This window comes from Ramlibacter sp., assembly GCF_035554825.1.
Taxonomy (GTDB): Bacteria; Pseudomonadota; Gammaproteobacteria; order Burkholderiales; family Burkholderiaceae_C; genus Ramlibacter.
In genome coordinates, this window is sequence record NZ_DATMHS010000072.1 from 75,844 (window position 1) to 97,542 (window position 21,699).

General features: G+C 68.3%; 17 protein-coding genes. 13 read left to right on the forward strand and 4 right to left on the reverse strand.

The features are described 5' to 3' along the window. Positions 1-7: 7 nt before the first annotated feature. A complete protein-coding gene (locus VNT59_RS08645; RefSeq protein ID WP_325497920.1) occupies positions 8-1,186 on the forward strand; it encodes an acyl-CoA dehydrogenase family protein in 1,179 nt (392 codons plus the stop codon). After that, positions 1,186-1,578: a RidA family protein gene (locus VNT59_RS08650; RefSeq protein WP_325497921.1), complete on the forward strand. Its 393-nt coding sequence runs from the start codon at positions 1,186-1,188 to the stop codon at positions 1,576-1,578. The genes VNT59_RS08645 and VNT59_RS08650 overlap by 1 nt, the downstream gene beginning before the upstream one ends. Before the next feature lie 16 nt (positions 1,579-1,594). On the opposite strand, the gene VNT59_RS08655 is transcribed toward VNT59_RS08650, so the two are convergent. Continuing rightward, entirely contained in the window at positions 1,595-2,503 is a 909-nt protein-coding gene (locus VNT59_RS08655) for a LysR substrate-binding domain-containing protein (RefSeq protein ID WP_325497922.1), read from the reverse strand. Positions 2,504-2,594: 91 nt separating this feature from the next. Between VNT59_RS08655 and VNT59_RS08660 the strand changes: the two genes are divergently transcribed. Beyond that, positions 2,595-3,776: an acyl-CoA dehydrogenase gene (locus tag VNT59_RS08660; RefSeq protein WP_325497923.1), complete on the forward strand. Its 1,182-nt coding sequence runs from the start codon at positions 2,595-2,597 to the stop codon at positions 3,774-3,776. A gap of 68 nt (positions 3,777-3,844) precedes the next feature. On the opposite strand, the gene VNT59_RS08665 is transcribed toward VNT59_RS08660, so the two are convergent. The 3 genes from VNT59_RS08665 to VNT59_RS08675 all read right to left on the reverse strand — a co-directional run bounded on the left by VNT59_RS08665 (position 3,845) and on the right by VNT59_RS08675 (position 7,805). After that, on the reverse strand, positions 3,845-5,890 hold the full coding sequence (locus tag VNT59_RS08665; protein ID WP_325497924.1) for a TRAP transporter fused permease subunit: 2,046 nt from the start codon (positions 5,888-5,890) through the stop codon (positions 3,845-3,847). A 103-nt stretch (positions 5,891-5,993) separates the two neighbouring features. Then, complete coding sequence (locus VNT59_RS08670) at positions 5,994-6,953, reverse strand: TAXI family TRAP transporter solute-binding subunit (RefSeq protein WP_325497925.1); 960 nt, start codon at positions 6,951-6,953, stop codon at positions 5,994-5,996. 213 nt (positions 6,954-7,166) lie between these two features. Continuing rightward, positions 7,167-7,805 carry a GntR family transcriptional regulator gene (locus VNT59_RS08675; protein ID WP_325497926.1) on the reverse strand — a complete coding sequence of 213 codons (639 nt, stop codon included), beginning with the start codon at positions 7,803-7,805 and terminating at the stop codon, positions 7,167-7,169. 128 nt (positions 7,806-7,933) lie between these two features. On the opposite strand from VNT59_RS08675, the gene scpA reads away from it, so the two are divergent. The 10 genes from scpA to VNT59_RS08725 form a co-directional block, all read left to right on the forward strand. Then, on the forward strand, positions 7,934-10,093 hold the full coding sequence (gene scpA, locus VNT59_RS08680) for a methylmalonyl-CoA mutase (RefSeq protein WP_325497927.1): 2,160 nt from the start codon (positions 7,934-7,936) through the stop codon (positions 10,091-10,093). After that, a complete protein-coding gene (locus VNT59_RS08685; RefSeq protein WP_325497928.1) occupies positions 10,093-10,818 on the forward strand; it encodes an SGNH/GDSL hydrolase family protein in 726 nt (241 codons plus the stop codon). The genes scpA and VNT59_RS08685 overlap by 1 nt, the downstream gene beginning before the upstream one ends. Then, positions 10,815-11,852 carry a methylmalonyl Co-A mutase-associated GTPase MeaB gene (gene meaB, locus VNT59_RS08690; RefSeq protein ID WP_325497929.1) on the forward strand — a complete coding sequence of 346 codons (1,038 nt, stop codon included), beginning with the start codon at positions 10,815-10,817 and terminating at the stop codon, positions 11,850-11,852. The genes VNT59_RS08685 and meaB overlap by 4 nt, the downstream gene beginning before the upstream one ends. A 17-nt stretch (positions 11,853-11,869) precedes the next feature. Then, on the forward strand, positions 11,870-13,402 hold the full coding sequence (locus VNT59_RS08695) for an acyl-CoA carboxylase subunit beta (RefSeq protein WP_325497930.1): 1,533 nt from the start codon (positions 11,870-11,872) through the stop codon (positions 13,400-13,402). 149 nt (positions 13,403-13,551) lie between these two features. Next, positions 13,552-15,600 carry an acetyl/propionyl/methylcrotonyl-CoA carboxylase subunit alpha gene (locus VNT59_RS08700; protein ID WP_325497931.1) on the forward strand — a complete coding sequence of 683 codons (2,049 nt, stop codon included), beginning with the start codon at positions 13,552-13,554 and terminating at the stop codon, positions 15,598-15,600. Beyond that, on the forward strand, positions 15,597-16,670 hold the full coding sequence (locus VNT59_RS08705) for an alkaline phosphatase D family protein (RefSeq protein WP_325497932.1): 1,074 nt from the start codon (positions 15,597-15,599) through the stop codon (positions 16,668-16,670). The genes VNT59_RS08700 and VNT59_RS08705 overlap by 4 nt, the downstream gene beginning before the upstream one ends. A 34-nt stretch (positions 16,671-16,704) precedes the next feature. Then, entirely contained in the window at positions 16,705-17,196 is a 492-nt protein-coding gene (locus VNT59_RS08710) for a VOC family protein (RefSeq protein ID WP_325497933.1), read from the forward strand. A 225-nt stretch (positions 17,197-17,421) separates the two neighbouring features. Beyond that, positions 17,422-19,248, forward strand: a complete 1,827-nt coding sequence (locus VNT59_RS08715; protein ID WP_325497934.1) for an FAD-dependent oxidoreductase — start codon at positions 17,422-17,424, stop codon at positions 19,246-19,248. After that, positions 19,245-21,089 (forward strand): 2-oxoacid:acceptor oxidoreductase subunit alpha, encoded by a 1,845-nt coding sequence (locus tag VNT59_RS08720; protein ID WP_325497935.1) that lies wholly within the window; start codon positions 19,245-19,247, stop codon positions 21,087-21,089. The genes VNT59_RS08715 and VNT59_RS08720 overlap by 4 nt, the downstream gene beginning before the upstream one ends. Continuing rightward, the coding region (locus VNT59_RS08725) for a thiamine pyrophosphate-dependent enzyme (protein WP_325497936.1) at positions 21,086-21,699 on the forward strand (614 nt) is incomplete at its 3' end. The genes VNT59_RS08720 and VNT59_RS08725, both read left to right, overlap by 4 nt.

The window sequence follows — 21,699 nt, forward strand, 5'->3', positions numbered from 1 at the left end:
GGCGACCATGAGCGACACCCGTTACCTGGAGTGGCCCTTCTTCGAGGAGCGGCACCGGCGGCTGGCCCGCGAGCTGGAGGCCTGGGCGCAGGCGCACGTGCCGCAGCGGCACGGTGACGACGTCGACGCCGAGTGCCGCGCGCTGGTGCGCGCGCTGGGCGCCGACGGCTGGCTCAAGAACGCGGTGGCCGGCATGCCCTACGGCAACCTGGACACCGTCGACACCCGCGCCATCTGCCTCATCCGCGAGACGCTGGCGCGGCACAGCGGGCTGGCGGACTTCGCCTTCGCGATGCAGGGGCTGGGATCGGGCGCGATCAGCCTGCAGGGCACCCCCGAGCAGCGCGAGCGCTATCTGTCGCGGGTCGGCCGCGGCGAGGCGATCGCCGCCTTCGCGCTGTCGGAGCCCGAGGCCGGATCCGACGTCGGCGCGCTGCAGTGCAGCGCCCGCATCGAAGGCAGCCATGCCGTGATCGACGGCGTAAAGACCTGGATCTCCAACGGCGGCATCGCGGATTTCTACGTGGTGTTCGCCCGCACCGGCGAAGCGGCCGGCTCGCGCGGAATTTCGGCCTTCATCGTCGATGCCGGCACGCCCGGACTGGACATCGCCAAGCGGATCGACGTCATCGCGCCCCATCCGCTGGCGCAATTGCGCTTCACCAACTGCCGCGTGCCCTTGACGCAGCGCGTGGGCCAGCCGGGCGAGGGTTTCAAGGTCGCGATGCGCACGCTGGACGTGTTTCGCACCTCGGTCGCCGCCGCCGCGCTGGGTTTTGCCCGCCGGGCGCTGGACGAGGCGCTGCACCGGGCCACCACCCGCCGGATGTTCAACCAGACGCTGGCCGACTTCCAGCTGACCCAGGCCAAGCTGGCGCAGATGGCCACCACCATCGACAGCTCGGCGCTGCTGGTGTACCGCGCCGCCTGGATGCGCGACGGCGGGCACAGCATCACCCGGGAGGCGGCGATGGCCAAGCTCACGGCGACCGAGGGCGCCCAGCAGGTGATCGATTCCGCAGTGCAGATCTTCGGCGGGCTCGGGGTGGTGAGCGAGCAGCCGGTGGAGCGCCTCTACCGCGAGATCCGCTCGCTGCGGATCTACGAGGGCGCCAGCGAGGTGCAGCAGCTGATCATCGCGCGCGAACTGCTCAAGGACCTGGCCGCGGCCGGAAAGGACGTCTGATGCAAGTGATCCTCCCTCCGGGCTGGCCGCGCCCGAAAGGCTATGCCAACGGGGTGGTCGCCCGCGGCTCGATGCTCTTCATCGCCGGCATGATCGGCTGGGACGCCGACGGGCAGTTCCACAGCGACGATTTCGCTGCCCAGGCCCGGCAAGCCCTTCAAAATATTGCGGACGTGCTGAGGGAAGCGGGCGGAAAGCCCGAAAATATCGTCCGGATGACCTGGTACGTGACGGACAAGCGGGAGTACCTGGCTGCTTCGCGAGAAGTGGGCCGGGCGTATCGCGACATCATCGGCGCCTACAACGCGGCGATGACGGCGGTGGAGGTGAGGGCCCTGATCGAGGATCGTGCCAAGGTCGAGATCGAATGCACGGCCGTGCTGCCGGACTGAGCGCGCGGCGGCCCGGTCAGTGCTGCGCGGGCGTCCTGGCCACCTGTTCGAGCAGCCAGTCGCGAAATGCCACCAGCGGGGGGAACGAGGCCTTCTCGGGCGTGTACAGCAGGTAATACGCCCGCTGGGTCGGCACCGGGATGTCCAGCGCGATCACCAGCGAGCCGTTGCGCAGCTCTTCTTCCACCAGGCTGCGCGCCACCAGCCCGATGCCGATGCCGGACATCGCGGCCTGGATCATGTGCGCCACGTACTCGAACTGGGGCCCCAGGCGCATGGCGCGCATCGGCAGCGCCTGGCCCTGCCACCATTCGTGCCAGGCCTGCGGCTGCGTGGCCACCTGCAGCAACAGGTGCCGCGGCACGTCGCCGGGAGCGGCCAGCGGCTCGCGCTGCAGCAGGGCGGGGCTGGCGATCACCACCCGCCGATCGTCGGCCAGCTTGTGCGACAGCAGGCCGGGCCAGTGGCCGTCGCCCACGTTGATGGCCACGTCCATGCCGGCCTTGTCCAGGTCCAGCTCGCCGATGCGCGAGTGCATGTGCACCAGCATGCCGGGGTGGCGGGCATAGAAGGCGCTCAGGCGCGGCAGCAGCCACTTGGAGCCGAAGGTGGGCAGGGTGGCCAGGTGCAGCGAACCCACGCCCGAGCGAAACGCCGCCACCTGCGAGCTGGCGCTGCGGATGCGCTCCATGGCCGCGGCCGTCTCGCGCGCGTACATGGCGCCCACGTCGGTGATCGTGATGCGCCGGCCGGCCCGCCGAAACAGTTCCACCTGCAGCAGCGCCTCCAGCGCCTGGACCTGCCGGCTGACGGCGCTTTGCGTCAGCGCCAGCTCTTCCCCGGCCCGGGTGAAGCTCTGGTGGCGCGCCGCCGCCTCGAAAGCCGTCAGCAAGGACATGGAGGGCAGCAGCCGATGCCGGTTCATTCGTAAAATTCATGCATAACAAGCTGATTTTACGTTTGTCCCCAGAATTTGTCGCCATTAAACTCACACGCATTCCCTGGACGAGACAACCATGGCAACTTCCAAAGCAAGCTTCAACTGGGCCGACCCACTCCTGCTGGAACAGCAGCTCACCGACGACGAGCGCTCCGTGCGCGACGCCGCCCACGCCTACTGCCAGGAGCGGCTGGCGCCGCGCGTGCTCGAGGCCTTCCGCAACGAGCAGACCGACGTGGCCATCTTCCGCGAAATGGGCGAGCTGGGACTGCTGGGGCCGACCATTCCCGAGACCTATGGCGGCGCCGGCCTGAACTACGTCTGCTACGGCCTGGTCGCGCGAGAGGTCGAGCGCGTCGACTCCGGCTACCGCTCCATGATGAGCGTGCAGTCCTCGCTGGTGATGGTGCCGATCAACGAGTTCGGCAACGAGGCCACGAAGCAGAAGTACCTGCCCAAGCTGGCCACCGGCGAGTGGATCGGCTGCTTCGGCCTGACCGAGCCGAACCACGGCTCCGACCCCGGCAGCATGGTCACGCGCGCCAAGAAGGTCGACGGCGGTTACTCGCTGTCCGGCAGCAAGATGTGGATCACCAACAGCCCGATCGCCGACGTGTTCGTGGTCTGGGCCAAGGACGACGAAGGCCAGATCCGCGGCTTCGTGCTGGAAAAGGGCTGGAAGGGCCTGACGGCGCCCGCGATCCACGGCAAGGTGGGCCTGCGCGCCTCGATCACCGGCGAGATCGTGATGGACGGCGTGTTCTGTCCCGAGGAGAACGCGTTTCCCGAGGTGCGCGGCCTGAAGGGGCCGTTCACCTGCCTCAACAGCGCCCGCTACGGCATCGCCTGGGGTGCGCTCGGCGCCGCCGAGGATTGCTGGTTCCGGGCCCGCCAGTACGTGCTGGACCGCAAGCAGTTCGGCAAGCCGCTGGCGGCCAACCAGTTGATCCAGAAGAAGCTGGCCGACATGCAGACCGAGATCACGCTGGGCCTGCAAGGCTGCCTGCGCCTGGGCCGGATGAAGGACGAGGGCACGGCCGCGGTCGAGATCACCTCGATCATGAAGCGCAACTCCTGCGGCAAGTCGCTGGACATCGCGCGGATGGCGCGCGACATGCTGGGCGGCAACGGCATCAGCGACGAATTCGGCATCGCCCGCCATCTGGTGAACCTGGAGGTGGTCAACACCTACGAAGGCACGCACGACGTGCACGCGCTGATCCTGGGCCGCGCGCAGACCGGCATTCCGGCGTTCTGAGCGGCGGCGCCTGACGTGCAAAGGGCTGCGGCATGCCGCAGCCCTTTTTCTTTGGCGCCGCCTGGGCCTTAGCTGGGCGTACCGGCTGCCGCCACCGAGCGGCTGCGGAAGAACTGCAGGGCCAGCGCCGCGATGACCAGGCCGAGCCCCACCACGTCCGCCACCGCCGTCGGATAGACCAGCGCGAAGCCCGCGACGATGAACATCACCCGTTCGATCACCGTCGTCTTCTTGACGGCCCAGCCCTGGAAGCCCGCCGCGAGCGCCGCGACGCCCACGGCGGCCGTGAAGGTCACTTCGGCAATCGACCACCAGTTGGCGCTGGCCAGCGCCTTCGTCGATCCCATCAGCAGCAGGCCCTGTCCGCTCGGGTCCAGCACGAACATGAACGGCACCAGGAACGCCGGGACGGTGTACTTCCAGCACTGCAAGGTGGTCTTGTACGGATCGCCGCCGGTGATGGCCGCCGCCGCGAAGGGCGACAGCGCGGTGGGCGGCGAGACTTCCGACAGCACCGCGTAATAGAAGATGAACATGTGCGCGGCGAAATCGGGCACGCCCAGCTTGATCAGCGCCGGCGCGGCGATCACCGCCGAGATGATGTACGACGCCGTCACCGGCACGGCCAGGCCCACGACCCACACCACCAGCGAGGTGTAGATCGCGGTCAGCAACAGCGAGCCGCCGGCCATGTCGATCACGATCGAGCTGAACTTCAGGCCCAGGCCGGTCAGCGTCACGACGCCGACGATGATGCCGGCGCCGGCGCAGGTGGCCGCCACGTTGAGCACGCCGATGGTGCCGCCTTCCAGCGCCTTGACCAGGTTCGAGTTCCACAGCTGCCGGAAGACGGCGCCGCGGCCGCGGAACACGTCGTAGGGGATCAGCGAGCATTCCGGCCGCAGCAGGCTGACGACGGCCGACACCAGGGTCGCCCAGAACACCGACAGCACCGGCGAGAAGCCCCACATCATGAAGATCACGATGGAGATCAGCGACAGGAAGTGGAACCAGTAGCGGCGGGTGAGGTGCCACAGCGAGTCGACCTTCTCGAACACCGCCTCGTGCATCCCGTACTTGCGCGCGTCGATCTCGACCATCAGGAACAGGGCGAGATAGAACAGGAAGGTGGGGATGACGGCCATCAGCAGCACGTCGAGGTACGAGATCTTGAGGAACTCGGCGATCAGGAAGGCCGCGGCGCCCAGCACCGGCGGCGAGATGATCGCGCCCAGGCCGCCGGCCGACAGCAGGCCGCCGGCGGCGTTGCGCTCGTAGCCCACCTTGGCCAGCATCGGCCAGGCCACCGAACCGAGCGTCACGGTGGTCGCCACGCCGGAGCCGGACGGGCCGCCGAGCAGGAACGAGGCCAGCACCACGGTGCGGCCGGCGCCGGTGGGCTTGCCGCCCATCGCCGAGAACGAGAAGTCGATGTAGAACTTGCCCGCGCCCGAGTACTGCAGGAATGCGCCGAAGATCGTGAACAGGATGATCAGCGAGGACGAGACGTCCACCGCCACGCCGAAGATGCCCTCCAGCGTCATGTAGAGGTGGCCGACCAGGCGCGAGACCTCGTAGCCCTTGTGGGTCCAGGGGTGCGGCAGATAGGCGCCGAACAGGGCGTACGCGATGAAGGCGCCGGTGACGGCCGGCATGATCCAGCCCGCGGTCCGCCGCATGCCTTCGAGCACCAGCACGATCAGCGCGACCCCGAAGAAGATGTCCCACGGGTCGGGCGTCGTGTTTCGGTCCATCAGGTCGTCGCCGCCCTGGATCATGTAGACGATCGAGCCGATGGCGAGCGCCGCGGCCGCGAGGTCCCACCACAGGATGCGGTTGCGATAGCGCTTGGCGATCGGGAACAGCAGGAACGTGAGCAGCAGCACGACCCCCACGTGCACCGGCCGCAGCACCTGCGCCGGCACGATGCCGTAGGCCGCATACAGGTGGTAGATCGAGACGCCGACGGCCAGCAGCGTGACGAAGGCGGCGCGCCAGCCGGCCAGCTGGTTCGCCGCGCCTTCCTCTTCCTCGATGAACTCCTGCGCCTTCTGCAGCGCCTCGTCGCTCACGATGGCCGCTTCGCTGGCGACGGCGGCGGACTGGTCAGTCATGTGCGGGTGGTTGTTGGTGCCGGTCATGGGTGACGTCGGAAATCTCGTTGCTGAAACAAAAAACCCCGCCGGTGGGCGGCGGGGCGTCGGCGCGGGCCTGCGCTCAGTTGATCTTGATGCCCTTTTCGGCAAAGTACTTCACGGCGCCGGGGTGGAAGGGAATCGGCGTCGCGGCCGCCTTCTGGTTCTCCATCTTGAAGTTCTCGGCTTCCTTGTGGACGGCGACCAGTTCCGGCTTGTGGTCGAACACCGCCTTGACGATGTTGTAGGCCGTCTTGTCGTCCATCTTCTCGTGCGCCACCAGCAGGTTCATCACGGTGGCCTGCTTGTTGTCCGCGTCCATGCCCTTGTACATCGCCTTCGGGATGGTGTCCTGCACGTACAGCTGGCCGTACTTCTGGTTCATCTTCGGCACGACTTCCGAGTGGTCGATCATCTTGATCTTGGTGCCCGGGGTGTTGGCCAGGTCGGTCACGGCCGCCGTCGGCAGGCCGCCCACCCAGAAGAAGGCGTCGATCTTGTTGTCCTTGATCGCGTTGACGGACTCGGCGACGCCCAGGCGCTCGCGCTTGACGTCCTTGTCCTTGTCGATGCCGGCGGCCTCGAGGATGCGGAACGCCATCACCTCGGTGGCGCTGCCGGGCGAGCCGGTGGAGACGTGCTTGCCCTTCAGGTCGGACAGCTTGTTCACGCCACGGCCGTCCACCGACACCAGATGCATGCGGTTCGGATAGAGCACCATCAGCGTGCGCAGCGGCACCTTGTGGCCCTTGAACTTGTCCTCGCCCTTGAGCGCGTCCAGGCCGGCGTCGGCCATGGTGAAGCCGATGTAGGGCTTCTCGGTGCCGATCAGCTTGAGGTTGTCGACCGAGCCGCCGGTCACTTCGGCCGTGGCCTGCATGCCGGGCACGTACTTGGACAGCACCGCCGCGAGGCCGCCGCCCATCGGGTAGTAGACGCCGCCGGTGCCGCCGGTGCCGATCGAAATGTTCTGGGCCATCGCCCCCATGGCAAATGCCAGGGCCGCGATCGCCACGCAGATGCGCATCAAATGTCGAAACATGGTTCTTGGGTCTCCGGGAAGAATGCGGCGCCGCCCGCGGGCGGCGCCAAGTCAAACGAGCGGACCAATGCTAGGTGGCGCCCGAACGCAGTGTCAACCTGAGAAACGCTTGCTTCTTTGGTGCTAGCGGACGCCTATCCGTGGAACCACGTACACGGGCGCGCGCCTCGCATGAGGGATACCACGTAGCCGCCGCGCGCGGCCGCGGCAGGCTCAGCCCGCCGCTTCGAGCCCGTGCCGGAAGTGCAGTTGCATCTTCTGGGCGGCGGCGCCCGCGTCGCCCTTGGCGAGCGCCCGCATGATCGCGCGATGCTCGCGAATCGATTCCTGCACGCGGCCCGACTTCAGCAGGGAATTGCGCCGATGGAGCTTCATCACCTTGCGCAGGTCGGTCACCATCTGGTTGCGCCAGCGGTTGCCGGCAATCTCCAGCACGCGCATGTGGAAGCGCTCGTTGAGCGCGAGGAAGCGCTCGGTGTCGCCGGCAGCCGCCTCCATCTGCTGGTGCAGGTCCTGCAACTCGCGCACCTGGTCCTCGGTGATGCGCCCGGCGGCCACGCCGGCGGCATCGCTTTCCAGCAGCGAGAGCAGGTGGTAGACGTCGCGCAGGTCGGCCTCCGACACTTCGGTGACGTAGGCGCCGCGGCGCACCTTCATCGTGACCAGGCCCTCGGCGGCCAGCACCTTGAGCGCCTCGCGCAGCGGCGTGCGGCTGATGCCGTACTGCTCGGCCAGCTTCAGCTCGTCGATCCAGCTGCCCGGCTCGAGCTCGCGCCGGAAGATGCGCTGGCGCAGCAGCTCCGCGACCTCTTCGTAGAGCGCGCGCGGGGCCAGGGAGAGGGCGGACGCCATGGCGGGATTCTAGGACTCGCAGGATGATTTATCAATAATTATGAATCATGTTGCGCTAAGATTCGCCGGTACCGCGCGGCGCCGACGCACAATTCGCGCAGCCGTGCACTGCTGATCGGAGTGTCCCCATGAGCCAGAGCGAACCGGAATACAAGCGCGTCCCCCTCGAGACCTGGGCGCAGGCCGCCGCCAAGTCGGCGCCCGGCGGCGACCTCGCCGCGCTGAACTGGGTCACGCCGGACTTCATCACCGTCAAGCCGCTCTATACGGCGCAGGACCTGCAGGGCCTGCCTTACGCCGACACGCTGCCGGGCTTCGCGCCCTACCTGCGGGGACCGCAGGCGACCATGTACGCCGCGCGCCCCTGGACCATCCGGCAGTACGCCGGCTTCTCCACCGCGCAGGAATCCAACGCCTTCTACCGCAAGGGCCTGGCGGGCGGCGGGCAGGGCGTGTCGGTGGCCTTCGACCTGGCCACCCACCGCGGCTACGACAGCGACCACCCGCGCGTGACCGGCGACGTCGGCAAGGCCGGCGTGGCGATCGACTCGGTGGAAGACATGAAGATCCTGTTCGACGGCATTCCGCTGGACAAGGTCAGCGTGTCCATGACGATGAACGGCGCCGTGCTGCCGGTGCTGGCCGGCTACATCGTGGCGGCCGAGGAACAGGGCGTCGCGCAGGAACAGCTGTCGGGGACCATCCAGAACGACATCCTCAAGGAGTTCATGGTCCGCAACACCTACATCTACCCGCCCGAGCCCAGCATGCGGATCGTGGGCGACATCATCGAGTACACGGCCAGGCACATGCCGAAGTTCAACTCGATCTCGATCTCGGGCTACCACATGCAGGAGGCCGGCGCCAACCAGGCGCTGGAACTGGCCTTCACGCTGGCGGACGGCAAGGAGTACGTGAAGACGGCCATCGCCAAGGGCCTGGACGTCGACGCGTTCGCCGGGCGGCTCTCGTTCTTCTGGGCGATCGGCATGAACTTCTACCTGGAGGTCGCCAAGATGCGCGCGGCGCGCCTGCTGTGGTGGCGCATCATGAGCGGCTTCGGCGCGAAGAACCCCAAGAGCCTGATGCTGCGCACGCACTGCCAGACCTCGGGCTGGTCGCTCACCGAGCAGGACCCGTACAACAACATCGTGCGCACGACGATCGAGGCCATGGCGGCGGTGTTCGGCGGCACCCAGTCGCTGCACACCAACTCCTTCGACGAGGCGATCGCGCTGCCGACCGAGTTCTCCTCGCGCATCGCCCGCAATACCCAGCTGATCATCCAGGAAGAGACGCACATCACCAACGTCATCGATCCCTGGGCCGGCAGCTACATGATGGAGAAGCTGACCCAGGAAATGGCCGACGCCGCCTGGAAGATCATCGAGGAGGTGGAGGCGATGGGCGGCATGACCCGGGCCGTCGACTCGGGCTGGGCCAAGCTCAAGATCGAGGCGGCGGCCGCCGAGAAGCAGGCGCGCATCGATTCCGGGCAGGACGTGATCGTGGGCGTCAACAAGTACAAGCTGGAGCGCGAGGTCCCGATCGACATCCTCGAAGTGGACAATGTGATGGTGCGCGAGCAGCAGATCGCGCGGCTCAAGGAGATCCGCGGCCGGCGCGACGCGGCCAAGGTGCAGGCGGCGCTGGAGGCGTTGACGGGCGCCGCGCGAGCGGGCACCGGCAACCTGCTGGCGCTGGCGATCGAGGCGGTGCGGCAGCGGGCCACGGTGGGCGAGGTCTCGGCCGCCCTGGAGCAGGTGTTCGGGCGCCATCGCGCCGATACGCAGAAGGTGACCGGCGTGTATGCAGCAGCTTACGACTCGGCCGAGGGCTGGGACCGACTGAAGGGTGAGATCGCGGCCTTTGCCGAGGCGCAGGGCCGCCGGCCGCGCGTGATGATCGCCAAGGTGGGCCAGGACGGCCACGACCGCGGCGCCAAGGTGGTGGCGACCGCCTTCGCCGACCTCGGCTTCGACGTCGACATCGGGCCGCTGTTCCAGACGCCCGAGGAATGCGCGCGGCAGGCGATCGAGAACGACGTGCATGCCGTGGGCGTCAGCACGCTGGCGGCCGGCCACAAGACCCTGGTGCCGGCCATCATCCAGGCGCTGCGCGAGCAGGGCGGCGGCGACATCGTGGTGTTCGTCGGCGGCGTCGTGCCGCAGCAGGACTACGACTTCCTGTACCAGGCCGGGGTCAAGGGCATCTACGGCCCCGGCACGCCGATTCCGGCCAGCGCGAAGGATGTGCTGGAACAGATCAAGAAGGGGCTGGCCGCCTGATGCTGACCGCCGCCAAGCTCGCGCTCGGGCCGCTGCTGCTGAAGCAGGCGGGCGCGCTGCGGCGTACCGCCTTGCGCCTGCCGGAGGCCGGCGGCGCACGGGAAGGGCTGGTGGGCGAGGGGGAAGCGGGCCTGCGCCTGCTGGTGGTCGGCGATTCGTCGGCCGCGGGCGTGGGCGTGCAGCACCAGTCGCAGGCGCTGGCGCTGCCCCTCGCGCGCCTGATGGCGCAGGAGCTGCGCGTGCCGGTGGCCTGGCAACTGGTCGCCGAGACCGGCTTGAACACGGCCGGCGCCCGGGCGCTGCTCGCGCGGTCGCGCCTGGCGCCGGCCGACGTCGTGGTCACGGCGCTCGGCGTCAACGATGTGACCGCGCAGCTGTCGGCCGGCGCGTTCATCACCCACACCTCGCAACTGTGGTCGGACCTGCGACAGCGCACCGGCGCCCGCTGGGCAGTGCTGTCGGGCCTGCCGCCCATGCACCGCCTCAGCGCCGTGCCGCAGCCGCTGCGCTGGTACCTGGGCCGCTATGCGGCGGGTTTCGACGCCGCCCTCAGCGAATGGGCGCGGCGCCAGGAGCTCGGTTACTGCGGCTTGCGCTGGACCGACGACCCGGCGCTGCTCGCGCCGGACGGCTTTCATCCGGGGCCGGCGTTGTATCCACAATGGGCGCGGCAGCTGGCCGACCGGATCATCGCCGGCCAGCGGCGCTGGGCGGTGCCTCGATGAGCCACGCCCAGCAGGTCCTTGCCGCCCGTGGTCCGGCCCAGCGCCGGGCCATCGCCAAGGCGATCACGCTGCTCGAATCCACCCGTGCCGACCACCGCGCGCTGGCCGACGAGATGCTGACCGAGCTGCTGCCGCACAGCGGCAGGTCGTTCCGGCTCGCCATCAGCGGCGTCCCCGGCGTGGGCAAGAGCACCTTCATCGAGGTGCTGGGCCTGCACCTGATCGCACAGGGCCATCGGGTCGCGGTGCTCACCATCGACCCCTCCAGCACCGTCTCGGGCGGCTCGATCCTCGGCGACAAGACGCGGATGGAGCAGCTGTCTGTGCACGAGCAGGCCTACATCCGGCCCAGTCCGTCCGGCGGCACGCTCGGCGGCGTCGCCGAGAAGACGCGCGAGGCGATGCTGGTGTGCGAGGCCGCCGGCTACGACGTGGTGATCGTCGAGACCGTCGGGGTGGGCCAGAGCGAGACGGCCGCCGCCGGCATGACCGACATGTTCGTGCTGCTGCAGCTGCCCAACGCCGGCGACGACCTGCAGGCGATCAAGAAGGGCGTGATGGAGCTGGCCGACCTGGTCGTGATCAACAAGGCCGATCTCGACCCGGACGCCGCCACCCGGGCCCGGGCCCAGATCACCAGCGCGCTGCGCATCTTCGGCCAGCATGGCGATCCGCGCCACGCCCGGCACGACGCCGGCCGGTGGCAACCGCAGGTGCTGCAGCTGAGCGCGCTGCGCGGTGAAGGCGTGGCCGCCTTCTGGCAGGCCGTCACGCAGTTCCGCGACCTGCAGACGGCCAACGGACAATGGGCGGCGCGCCGGCAGCGGCAGGCGCTCGGCTGGATGTGGGAGCGCATCGATGCCGGCCTCAAGCGCGACTTCCGCCAGCACGCCGCAGTCAGGCGGCTGCTGCCGCAGATGGTGGCGCAGGTGGGCGAGGGGCGCCTGCCGGCCTCCACCGCCGCCCGCCGGCTGCTGCGGGCCTGGCAGGACACAACCGGGGACGACGGCGCCGATGCCGCGCGTCCGGCATAAGGACACGGAGAAGATTCATGCACGACATCCTCGAACAACTCGAAAAGAAGCGCGCCGCGGCGCGGCTGGGCGGCGGCAGCAAGCGCATCGACGCGCAGCACGCGAAAGGCAAGCTCACCGCGCGCGAGCGCCTGGAACTGCTGCTGGACGAAGGCACGTTCGAGGAATGGGACATGTTCGTCGAGCACCGCTGCACCGATTTCGGCATGGAGAACAACAAGATCCCGGGTGACGGGGTGGTGACCGGCTACGGCATGATCAACGGCCGGCTGGTGTTCGTGTTCAGCCAGGACTTCACCGTGTTCGGCGGCGCGCTGTCGGAGGCGCACGCCGAGAAGATCTGCAAGGTGATGGACCAGGCGATGAAGGTCGGCGCGCCGGTGATCGGCCTGAACGACTCCGGCGGCGCCCGGATCCAGGAAGGCGTGGCGTCGCTGGGCGGCTACGCCGACGTGTTCCAGCGCAACGTGATGGCGTCCGGCGTGATCCCGCAGATCAGCATGATCATGGGCCCGTGCGCGGGCGGCGCGGTGTACTCGCCGGCGATGACCGATTTCATCTTCATGGTCAAGGACAGCTCGTACATGTTCGTCACCGGGCCGGAAGTGGTGAAGACCGTCACGCACGAGGAAGTGACGTCCGAGGAGCTGGGCGGCGCCGTGACCCACACGACGCGCAGCGGGGTCGCGGACCTGGCGTTCGAGAACGACGTCGAGGCGCTGCTGATGCTGCGCCGCCTGTACAACTACCTGCCGCTGAACAACCGCGAGAAGGCGCCGGTGCGCCCGAGCAACGACCCGGCCGACCGCATGGACCTGTCGCTGGATACGCTGGTGCCCGACAACCCGAACAAGCCGTACGACATGAAGGAGCTGATCGTCAAGACGGTGGACGATGGCGATTTCTTCGAACTGCAGCCCGAATACGCCAAGAACATCGTCGTGGGCTTCGGCCGGATGGAAGGCCAGACGGTGGGCATCGTGGCCAACCAGCCGCTGGTGCTCGCCGGCTGCCTGGACATCAAGAGCTCGATCAAGGCGGCGCGCTTCGTGCGCTTCTGCGACGCCTTCAACATCCCGGTGATCACCTTCGTCGACGTGCCGGGCTTCATGCCGGGCACCAGCCAGGAGTACGGGGGCATCATCAAGCACGGCGCCAAGCTGCTGTATGCGTTCGCGGAATGCACCGTGCCGAAGATCACCGTGATCACGCGCAAGGCCTATGGCGGCGCCTACGACGTGATGAGCTCCAAGCACCTGCGCGGCGACGTGAATTTCTCGTGGCCGAACGCCGAGATCGCCGTGATGGGCGCCAAGGGCGCGGTGGAGATCATCTTCCGCGAGGACAAGAACGATCCGGCGAAACTGAAGGCGCGTGAGGCCGAGTACTCGGCGCGCTTCGCCAATCCGTTCGTGGCCGGCGCGCGCGGGTTCATCGACGACGTGATCCTGCCGCACGAGACGCGCCGCCGGATCTGCCGCTCGCTGGTGATGCTGCGCGACAAGAAGCTCGAGAACCCGTGGCGCAAGCACGGGAACATCCCTCTCTGAACAGCCAACCCCAGCAGCCGAACGCAGAGGACGCAAAGAATGGGCAGAGGACGCAGAAGAAGAAAATGAGTCATTCCCTCTTTTCTTTTCCGCGTCTTTTGCGTGCTTCTGCGCCCTCTGCGTTCGGCTGTCGGGTTTAAGGAGATCCCATGTTCACGAAAATTCTGATCGCCAACCGTGGCGAGATCGCCTGCCGCGTCATCAAGACCGCGCGCCGGATGGGCATCAAGACCGTCGCCGTGTACTCCGACGCCGACCGCGACGCGCGGCACGTCGAACTCGCCGACGAGGCTGTCCACATCGGCGCCGCGCCCAGCCGCGAGAGCTACCTCCTGGCCGACCGCATCGTCGCCGCCTGCAAGCAGACGGGGGCCCAGGCGGTGCACCCCGGCTACGGCTTCCTGTCGGAGAACGAGGGCTTCGCGCGCCGCGTGGAAGAGGAAGGGATCGTCTTCATCGGGCCCAAGCACCACTCCATCGCGGCGATGGGCGACAAGATCGCCTCCAAGCGGCTGGCCAAGGAAGCGAAGGTCAACACCATCCCCGGCTACAACGACGCGATCGAGACCGCGGAGCACGCGGTGGAGATCGCCAACGGCATCGGCTACCCGGTGATGATCAAGGCGTCGGCCGGCGGCGGCGGCAAGGGCCTGCGCGTGGCCTTCAACGACCGGGAGGCATTCGACGGCTTCACCTCCTGCCGCAACGAGGCGCGCAACAGCTTCGGCGACGACCGGGTCTTCGTCGAGAAGTACGTGGAGGAGCCGCGCCACATCGAGATCCAGGTGCTGGGCGACAGCCACGGCAACGTGATCTACCTGAACGAGCGCGAGTGCTCGATCCAGCGCCGCCACCAGAAGGTGATCGAGGAGGCGCCGTCGCCGTTCATCAGCGAGGCGACCCGCAAGGCGATGGGCGAGCAGGCGGTGGCCCTGGCCAAGGCGGTGCGATACGAGAGCGCCGGCACGGTGGAATTCGTGGTCGGCAAGGACCAGAGCTTCTACTTCCTGGAGATGAACACGCGGCTGCAGGTGGAGCATCCGGTGACCGAGTGCATCACCGGTCTCGACCTGGTGGAGCTGATGATCCGCGTGGCGGCCGGCGAGCGGCTGCCGCTCGCGCAGGCCGACGTCCAGCGCCGCGGCTGGGCGATCGAGTGCCGCATCAACGCCGAGGATCCGTTCCGCGGCTTCCTGCCGAGTACCGGCCGGCTGGTGCGCTTCCAGCCGCCCAAGGAAACGATGTGGGCCGGCGATACCGAGCACCTGTACGGCGTGCGGGTCGACACCGGGGTGCAGGACGGCGGCGAGATCCCGATGTATTACGACTCGATGATCGCCAAGCTGATCGTGCACGGCCACAGCCGCCAGGAAGCCATCGCGAAGATGCGCGAGGCGCTCAACGGGTTCGTCATCCGCGGCATCTCGAGCAACATCCCGTTCCAGGCGGCGCTGCTGGCGCATCCGCGGTTCGTCGCCGGCGACTTCAACACCGGCTTCATCGCGGAGCACTACGCGCACGGCTTCCGCGCCGAGGACGTGCCGCACGATGATCCCGATTTCCTGGCGGCGCTGGCCGCCTACGTCAAGCGCAGGATCCTGCAGCGCGCGATCGGCATCAGCGGCCAGATGCCGGGCCACGAGTTCGAGGTGGGCCAGGAGTTCGTCGTGGTCGTGCTCGACGCGGCGGGCGACCATCGGCGGCAGCCCGCGCGGGTGCACGATTTCCGCGCCGACTCCGGCTCCAGCACCGTGACCATCGGCGAGCGGCGCTACGACATCTGCAGCAACTGGCACCTCGGCGGCAACCGCATCCGCGGCAGCGTCAACGGCCAGCCGTTCACCGCGCAGGTCGAACGCGGCGTCGGCAAGAACCCGCTGGCGATCCGCATCGTGCACAACGGCACGCGCCTCGACGCGCTGGTGCTCACGCCCCGGGCCGCGGAACTGCATGCGCTGATGCCGTACAAGGCGCCGCCCGACCTGAGCCGCTACCTGCTCTCGCCGATGCCGGGGCTGCTGGTGGACATCGCCGTGCAGCCGGGCCAGAAGGTGCAGGCTGGCGAGCGGCTGGCCGTGATCGAGGCGATGAAGATGGAAAACGTGCTGTTCGCGGCCGCCGACGGCGTCGTCGGCAAGGTGCTCGCGAACAAGGGCGAGAGCCTGGCCGTGGACCAGCCGATCATCGAATTCGCATGAGGTCCGGCTGGCGGCGGCGTGAGTGGCTGGCGGCGGCGGGCGCGCTGTCGCTGGCCGGCTGCGGCACCTGGCCCGGGGCGCGCCAGCCGGCCGGCGCGGCGGTGCTGCATCGCGTCGCGTTCGCCTCGTGCACCGACGAGACCAGGCCGCAGCCGCTGTGGGATCGCGTTCTGGCCGACCGGCCCGACCTGATGCTGTTCGGCGGCGACAACGTCTATGCCAGCGACCAGCCGTGGTCGCGCGCGGCGCTCGAGCGCGCCTATGCGCTGGAGGCCGCGGTGCCTGAGTTCGCGCGGCTGCGCGCCGCGGTGCCGCACCTGGCGATCTGGGACGACCACGACTACGGCCTCAACGACGGCGGCGCCGAGTTCGCGCACAAGCGCGAGTCCAAGGAGGCGTTCCTGCGCTTCTGGCAGGTGGCGGCCGACGACCCGCGGCGCACGCGCGAAGGCATCTACCACGCCCGGATGTTCGGCCCGCCGGGGCGGCGCGTCCAGGTGATCCTGCTCGACACGCGCTGGTTCCGCTCGCCCTGGAAGCCGACCGACGAGCGCGGCAAGCCGGGCAAGGAGCGCTACCTGCCGGACGCCGATCCGGCCCGCACCATCCTGGGCGAGGCCCAATGGCGCTGGCTGGAGGCGCAGCTGCGCGAGCCGGCCCAGCTGCGCCTGCTCATGTCGGGCATCCAGGTGGTCGCCGAGGGCCACGGCTGGGAGCGCTGGGGCAACTTTCCGCTGGAGCGGCAGCGGCTGTACCGGCTGATCGCCGACACCCGGGCCGGCTGCGTGGTGCTGCTGTCGGGCGACCGCCATTTCGGCGCGATCTATCGCGAGCCGGCCGGCACCGCGTATCCGCTGTACGAAGTCACCGCCAGCGGCGTCACCCACAGCTGGCGCGACGCGGCCGAAGCCGGGCCCAACCGGCTGGGCGCGCCGTTCGGCGATCTCCACTACGGCATGGTGGACATCGACTGGGCCGGCCGCGCCGTGCAGCTGTCGGTCAAGGACAGCCAAGGCGAGGCGGCGCGCGCGCAGCGCGTCGCGTTCGAGGAACTGCAGGTCCGCGGCTGAGCCGCAAGCGTACAACCATCGTTCGGAGGACTCCATGAGCGACCGGCCATTCAAGGTGCTGGGCATCCAGCAGATCGCGATCGGCGCCGCCGACAAGCAGCAGCTGAAGAGGCTGTGGGTGGACATGTTCGGGCTCGAGGTGATGGGGACCTTCAAGAGCGAGCGCGAAAACGTCGACGAGGACATCTGCGCGATGGGCAGCGGCCCGTTCCGGGTGGAAGTGGACCTGATGCAGCCGCTCGATCCCGACGCGAAACCCGCGGTGCACCAGCCGCCGCTGAACCACGTGGGGCTGTGGATCGACGACCTGCCGCGCGCCGTGCAGTGGCTGGCCGCCAACGGCGTTCGCTTCGCCCCCGGCGGCATCCGTCGCGGCGGCTCCGGCTTCGACATCTGCTTCGTGCATCCCAAGGGCAACGAGCAGTTTCCGGTCGGCGGCGAAGGCGTGCTGATCGAACTCGTGCAGGCGCCGCCGGAGCTGATCAACGCGTTCGAAACACTCGCGCGCGGCGACGCTCCAACCTGACCAGGTACCTCATCCGCCCAGTTGATGAGAGTCAATGCACTCTGCAGCTGGGAGGGATTAAATGCGTGCTCATGGAAGTGCAGCACCGCAGTCGTTCAGCTGGCCTCCCATCGTCACGCTTGGGGTTCAACCCGAGCGTACTTTTTTGCACGCGTCGCGTAGACTGTCCGCGCACCCTCAGGCTCCGGCACCCGGGGCAGCGTGGATAAGGCTAGGAGGTCAGTTTTGCACCGAACAGATATTGCCAACCCCGCGTACTTCCACAAGGTCGTCGATTGCCAGTGGGCCTGTCCCGCGCACACGCCGGTGCCCGAGTACATCCGACTGATCGCGCAGGGCCGCTACAGCGACGCCTACATGATCAACTGGAACTCGAACGTGTTCCCGGGCGTGCTGGGACGCACGTGCGACCGGCCATGCGAACCCGCCTGCCGGCGCGGGCGCGTGGAAGAGAACAACGGGGAGCATCCGGAACCGGTGGCGATCTGCCGCCTCAAGCGCGTCGCCGCCGACATGAAGGACGACGTCGCGGCGCGCATGCCCAAGATCGCGCCGAAGAACGGCAAGCGGGTGGCGTGCGTTGGCGCGGGCCCGGCATCCCTGACCGTGGCGCGCGATCTGGCGCCGCTCGGCTACGACATCACGGTGTACGACGGCGAGCCGAAGGCCGGCGGCTTCATGCGCACCCAGATCCCGCGCTTTCGGCTGCCCGAGGAGGTGCTCGACGAGGAAACCGGCTACATCCTCAACATGGGCGTGCACTTCCGCAACAACCAGCGCATCGATTCGATGAAGGCGCTGATGGCCGAAGGCTACGACGCCGTGTTCGTCGGCTGCGGCGCGCCGCGCGGGCGCGACCTGCAGATCCCCGGCCGCACCGAGGCGGCCCGCAACATCCACATCGGCATCGACTGGCTCGCGTCGGTCTCGTTCGGCCACGTCAAGTCGATCGGCAAGCGCGTCATCGTCCTGGGCGGCGGCAACACCGCGATGGACTGCTGCCGCTCCGCGCGCCGGCTCGGCGGCGCCGACGTCAAGGTGATCGTGCGCAGCGGCTTCGAGGAGATGAAGGCGTCGCCCTGGGAGAAGGAAGACGCGATGCACGAAGGCATCCCGATCATCAACTACCACGTGCCAAAGGAGTTCGTGCACGAGAACGGAAAGCTCAAGGGCATGACCTTCGAGATCGTCAAGGCGGTCTACGACGAGAAGGGCCGGCGCAAGCTGCTGCCCACGGGCCAGCCCGATGCCTTCTTCGAATGCGACGAGGTGCTGGTGGCGGTCGGCCAGGAAAACGCGTTCCCCTGGATCGAGCGCGACTGCGGCATCGCCTTCGACGAATGGGGCCTGCCGGTGCTGAACAAGGACAGCCTGCAGTCGACGGTGCCCACCGTCTTCTTCGGCGGCGACGCCGCGTTCGGCCCGAAGAACATCATCACGGCGGTGGCCCATGGCCACGAGGCGGCGGTGTCGATCGACCGGCTGCTGAGCGGAGAGGACGTCGCTGTCCGCCCGGCGCCCGCCGTTCGGATCGTGTCCCAGAAGATGGGCATCCACGAGTGGAGCTACGACAACGACACCTCGAACGACCAGCGCTTCAAGGTGCCGTGGACCAAGGCCGAACAGGCGCTGGCGAGCATCAAGATCGAGGTCGAGCTCGGCTTCGACGCCGCGACGGCTTTCAAGGAAGCCGGCCGCTGCCTGAATTGCGACGTGCAGACCGTGTTCACCGAAACGGCGTGCATCGAGTGCGACGCCTGCGTGGACATCTGCCCGATGGACTGCCTCACGTTCACCGTGAACGGCGAGGAACCCGACTTGCGCCAGCGCCTGAAGGCCCCGGCGCTGAACCCGGCCCAGGCGCTGTACGTGTCGGGCGGCCTGAAGACGGGACGGGTGATGGTGAAGGACGAGGACGTGTGCCTGCACTGCGGACTGTGCGCGGAGCGCTGCCCCACGGGCGCGTGGGACATGCAGAAATTCCTGTTGAACATGACAAAGGCTGGACCCGGGTGCCGGGACCAACGCCAACCGCAGAGGGAGCTGGCATGAAGCGCATCGAAGCAGTCAACGATTTCGTCATCAAGTTCGCCAACGTCAACGGCTCCGGGTCGGCCTCGGCGAACGAGCTGTTCGTCAAGGCGGTGATGCGCATGGGCGTGCCGGTCAGCCCGCGCAACATCTTCCCGAGCAACATCCAGGGCATGCCGACCTGGTACGAGGCGCGCGTGTGCGAACAGGGCTACCACGGTCGGCGCGGCGGCGTCGACATGATGGTCGCGATGAATCCGCAGACCTGGGACGCCGACGTCGCCGAGGTCGATCCGGGCGGCTACCTGTTCTACGACAGCACGCGGCCGCTGCCGGCCTCGAAGTTCCGCGAGGACCTGCATGTGATCGGCATGCCGCTCACCGAGATCACCAACGCGGTGTATTCCGATCCGCGCCAGCGCCAGTTGTTCAAGAACATCATCTACGTCGGCGCGCTGTCGGTGCTGCTCGACATGGAAGGCGGCGTGTTCGAGAAGCTGTTCTCCGAGCAGTACAAGGGCAAGGAGAAGCTGCTCGATTCGAACCTGCGGGCGCTGCAGCTCGGGCGCGAGTTCGCGCAGGAGCACCTGCAGCCGCTGGGCATCAAGGTGCGGCGCTGCGACAACGTCGGCGACCAGATCTTCGTCGACGGCAACAGCGCCGCGGCGCTGGGCTGCGTCTACGGCGGCGCCACGGTGGCGGCCTGGTATCCGATCACGCCGTCGTCGTCGGTGCCGGAAGCGTTCCAGAAATACTGCTCGAAGTACCGCGTCGACCCGGCCACCGGCCGCCACAACTTCGCGATCGTGCAGGCCGAGGACGAACTCGCCTCGATCGGCATGGTGGTCGGCGCCGGCTGGAACGGCGCCCGGTCGTTCACTGCCACCTCCGGCCCCGGCGTGTCGCTGATGACGGAGTTCATCGGCCTGGCGTACTTCGCCGAGATCCCGGTCACCATCATCAACGTGCAGCGCGGCGGCCCGTCGACCGGCATGCCCACGCGCACCCAGCAGTCCGACCTGATCGCCTGCGCCTATGCTTCGCACGGGGACACCAAGCACGTCCTGCTGTTCCCGCAGGACCCGCACGAGTGCTTCACGCACTCGGCCGCCGCGCTGGACCTCGCCGACCGCCTGCAGACGCCGGTGTTCGTCATGACCGACCTGGACATCGGCATGAACCAGCGGCTGTGCAAGCCGTTCGTCTGGGAAGAAGGACGCGACTACGACCGCGGCAAGGTGATGACCGCCGAGGAACTCGAGGCGGGCAAGGACTTCGGCCGCTACAAGGACGTCGACGGCGACGGCATCCCGTGGCGCACGCTTCCCGGCACGCACCCGACCAAGGGCAGCTACTTCACGCGCGGCACCACCCGCGACCCGTATGCGCGCTACTCGGAGCGCGGGCCGGACTACATCTACAACATGGAGCGGCTGCTGCGCAAGTTCAAGACGGCCGCCACGCTGGTGCCGCAGCCGATCGTGCGCGCGGCGCCGAAGAAGACGCCGTTCGGCGTCATCTACTACGGCTCGACCAGCCCGGCGATGCGCGAAGCGCTGGACGTGCTGGAGGGCGAGGGCGTGCACCTCGACGCCATGCGGCTGCAGGCGTTCCCGTTCCCGGACTCGGTGCCCGAGTTCATCGCGGCGCACGAGAAGGTGTTCGTCGTCGAACAGAACCGCGACGCGCAGATGCGCCAGCTGCTGGTCAACGAGCTGGAGATCGATCCGGCCCGGCTGGTGAAGGTGCTGCACTACGACGGCACGCCGATCACGGCGCGCTTCATCACCAACGCCATCCGCCAGAACGTCGAGAAGGCCGCTGCCGCCGCCGGCAAGCGCGCCCGCAAGGAGCTCGTGTGACCTACATCGCCAAACCCCGCCTGCACCATCCGACGCTGACCCGCAACAAGGTCGGCTACACCCGGCGCGACTACGAGGGCCGGGTCTCGACGCTGTGCGCCGGCTGCGGCCACGACTCGATCTCCGCGGCGATCGTCGAGGCCTGCTGGGAGCTCGACATCGAGCCGCACCGCGTGGCCAAGCTCTCGGGCATCGGCTGCAGCTCCAAGACGCCGGACTACTTCCTCGGCGCCTCGCACGGCTTCAACACCGTGCACGGCCGCATGCCGTCGGTGCTGACCGGCGCCAACCTCGCCAATCGCGACCTGCTGTACCTCGGCGTCTCCGGCGACGGCGACTCGGCGTCGATCGGCCTGGGCCAGTTCGCCAACGCGATGCGGCGCGGCGTCTGCATGGCCTACATCGTCGAGAACAACGGCGTGTACGGCCTGACCAAGGGCCAGTTCTCGGCCACCGCCGACCGCGGCTCCAAGAGCAAGAAGGGCGTGGTCAACAGCGACAGCCCGGTGGACCTCGTCGCCCTGGCGCTGCAACTGGGTGCGACCTACGTCGCGCGCAGCTTCTCGGGGGACAAGGCGCAGCTGGTGCCGCTGATCAAGGGCGCCATGGC

Coding starts and splice junctions, on each gene's coding strand:
- VNT59_RS08645 (WP_325497920.1), top strand. CDS start 8: ATGAGCGACACCCGTTACCTGGAGTGGCCCTTCTTCGAGGAGCGGCAC.
- VNT59_RS08650 (WP_325497921.1), top strand. CDS start 1,186: ATGCAAGTGATCCTCCCTCCGGGCTGGCCGCGCCCGAAAGGCTATGCC.
- VNT59_RS08655 (WP_325497922.1), bottom strand. CDS start 2,503: ATGAACCGGCATCGGCTGCTGCCCTCCATGTCCTTGCTGACGGCTTTC.
- VNT59_RS08660 (WP_325497923.1), top strand. CDS start 2,595: ATGGCAACTTCCAAAGCAAGCTTCAACTGGGCCGACCCACTCCTGCTG.
- VNT59_RS08665 (WP_325497924.1), bottom strand. CDS start 5,890: ATGACTGACCAGTCCGCCGCCGTCGCCAGCGAAGCGGCCATCGTGAGC.
- VNT59_RS08670 (WP_325497925.1), bottom strand. CDS start 6,953: ATGTTTCGACATTTGATGCGCATCTGCGTGGCGATCGCGGCCCTGGCA.
- VNT59_RS08675 (WP_325497926.1), bottom strand. CDS start 7,805: ATGGCGTCCGCCCTCTCCCTGGCCCCGCGCGCGCTCTACGAAGAGGTC.
- scpA (WP_325497927.1), top strand. CDS start 7,934: ATGAGCCAGAGCGAACCGGAATACAAGCGCGTCCCCCTCGAGACCTGG.
- VNT59_RS08685 (WP_325497928.1), top strand. CDS start 10,093: ATGCTGACCGCCGCCAAGCTCGCGCTCGGGCCGCTGCTGCTGAAGCAG.
- meaB (WP_325497929.1), top strand. CDS start 10,815: ATGAGCCACGCCCAGCAGGTCCTTGCCGCCCGTGGTCCGGCCCAGCGC.
- VNT59_RS08695 (WP_325497930.1), top strand. CDS start 11,870: ATGCACGACATCCTCGAACAACTCGAAAAGAAGCGCGCCGCGGCGCGG.
- VNT59_RS08700 (WP_325497931.1), top strand. CDS start 13,552: ATGTTCACGAAAATTCTGATCGCCAACCGTGGCGAGATCGCCTGCCGC.
- VNT59_RS08705 (WP_325497932.1), top strand. CDS start 15,597: ATGAGGTCCGGCTGGCGGCGGCGTGAGTGGCTGGCGGCGGCGGGCGCG.
- VNT59_RS08710 (WP_325497933.1), top strand. CDS start 16,705: ATGAGCGACCGGCCATTCAAGGTGCTGGGCATCCAGCAGATCGCGATC.
- VNT59_RS08720 (WP_325497935.1), top strand. CDS start 19,245: ATGAAGCGCATCGAAGCAGTCAACGATTTCGTCATCAAGTTCGCCAAC.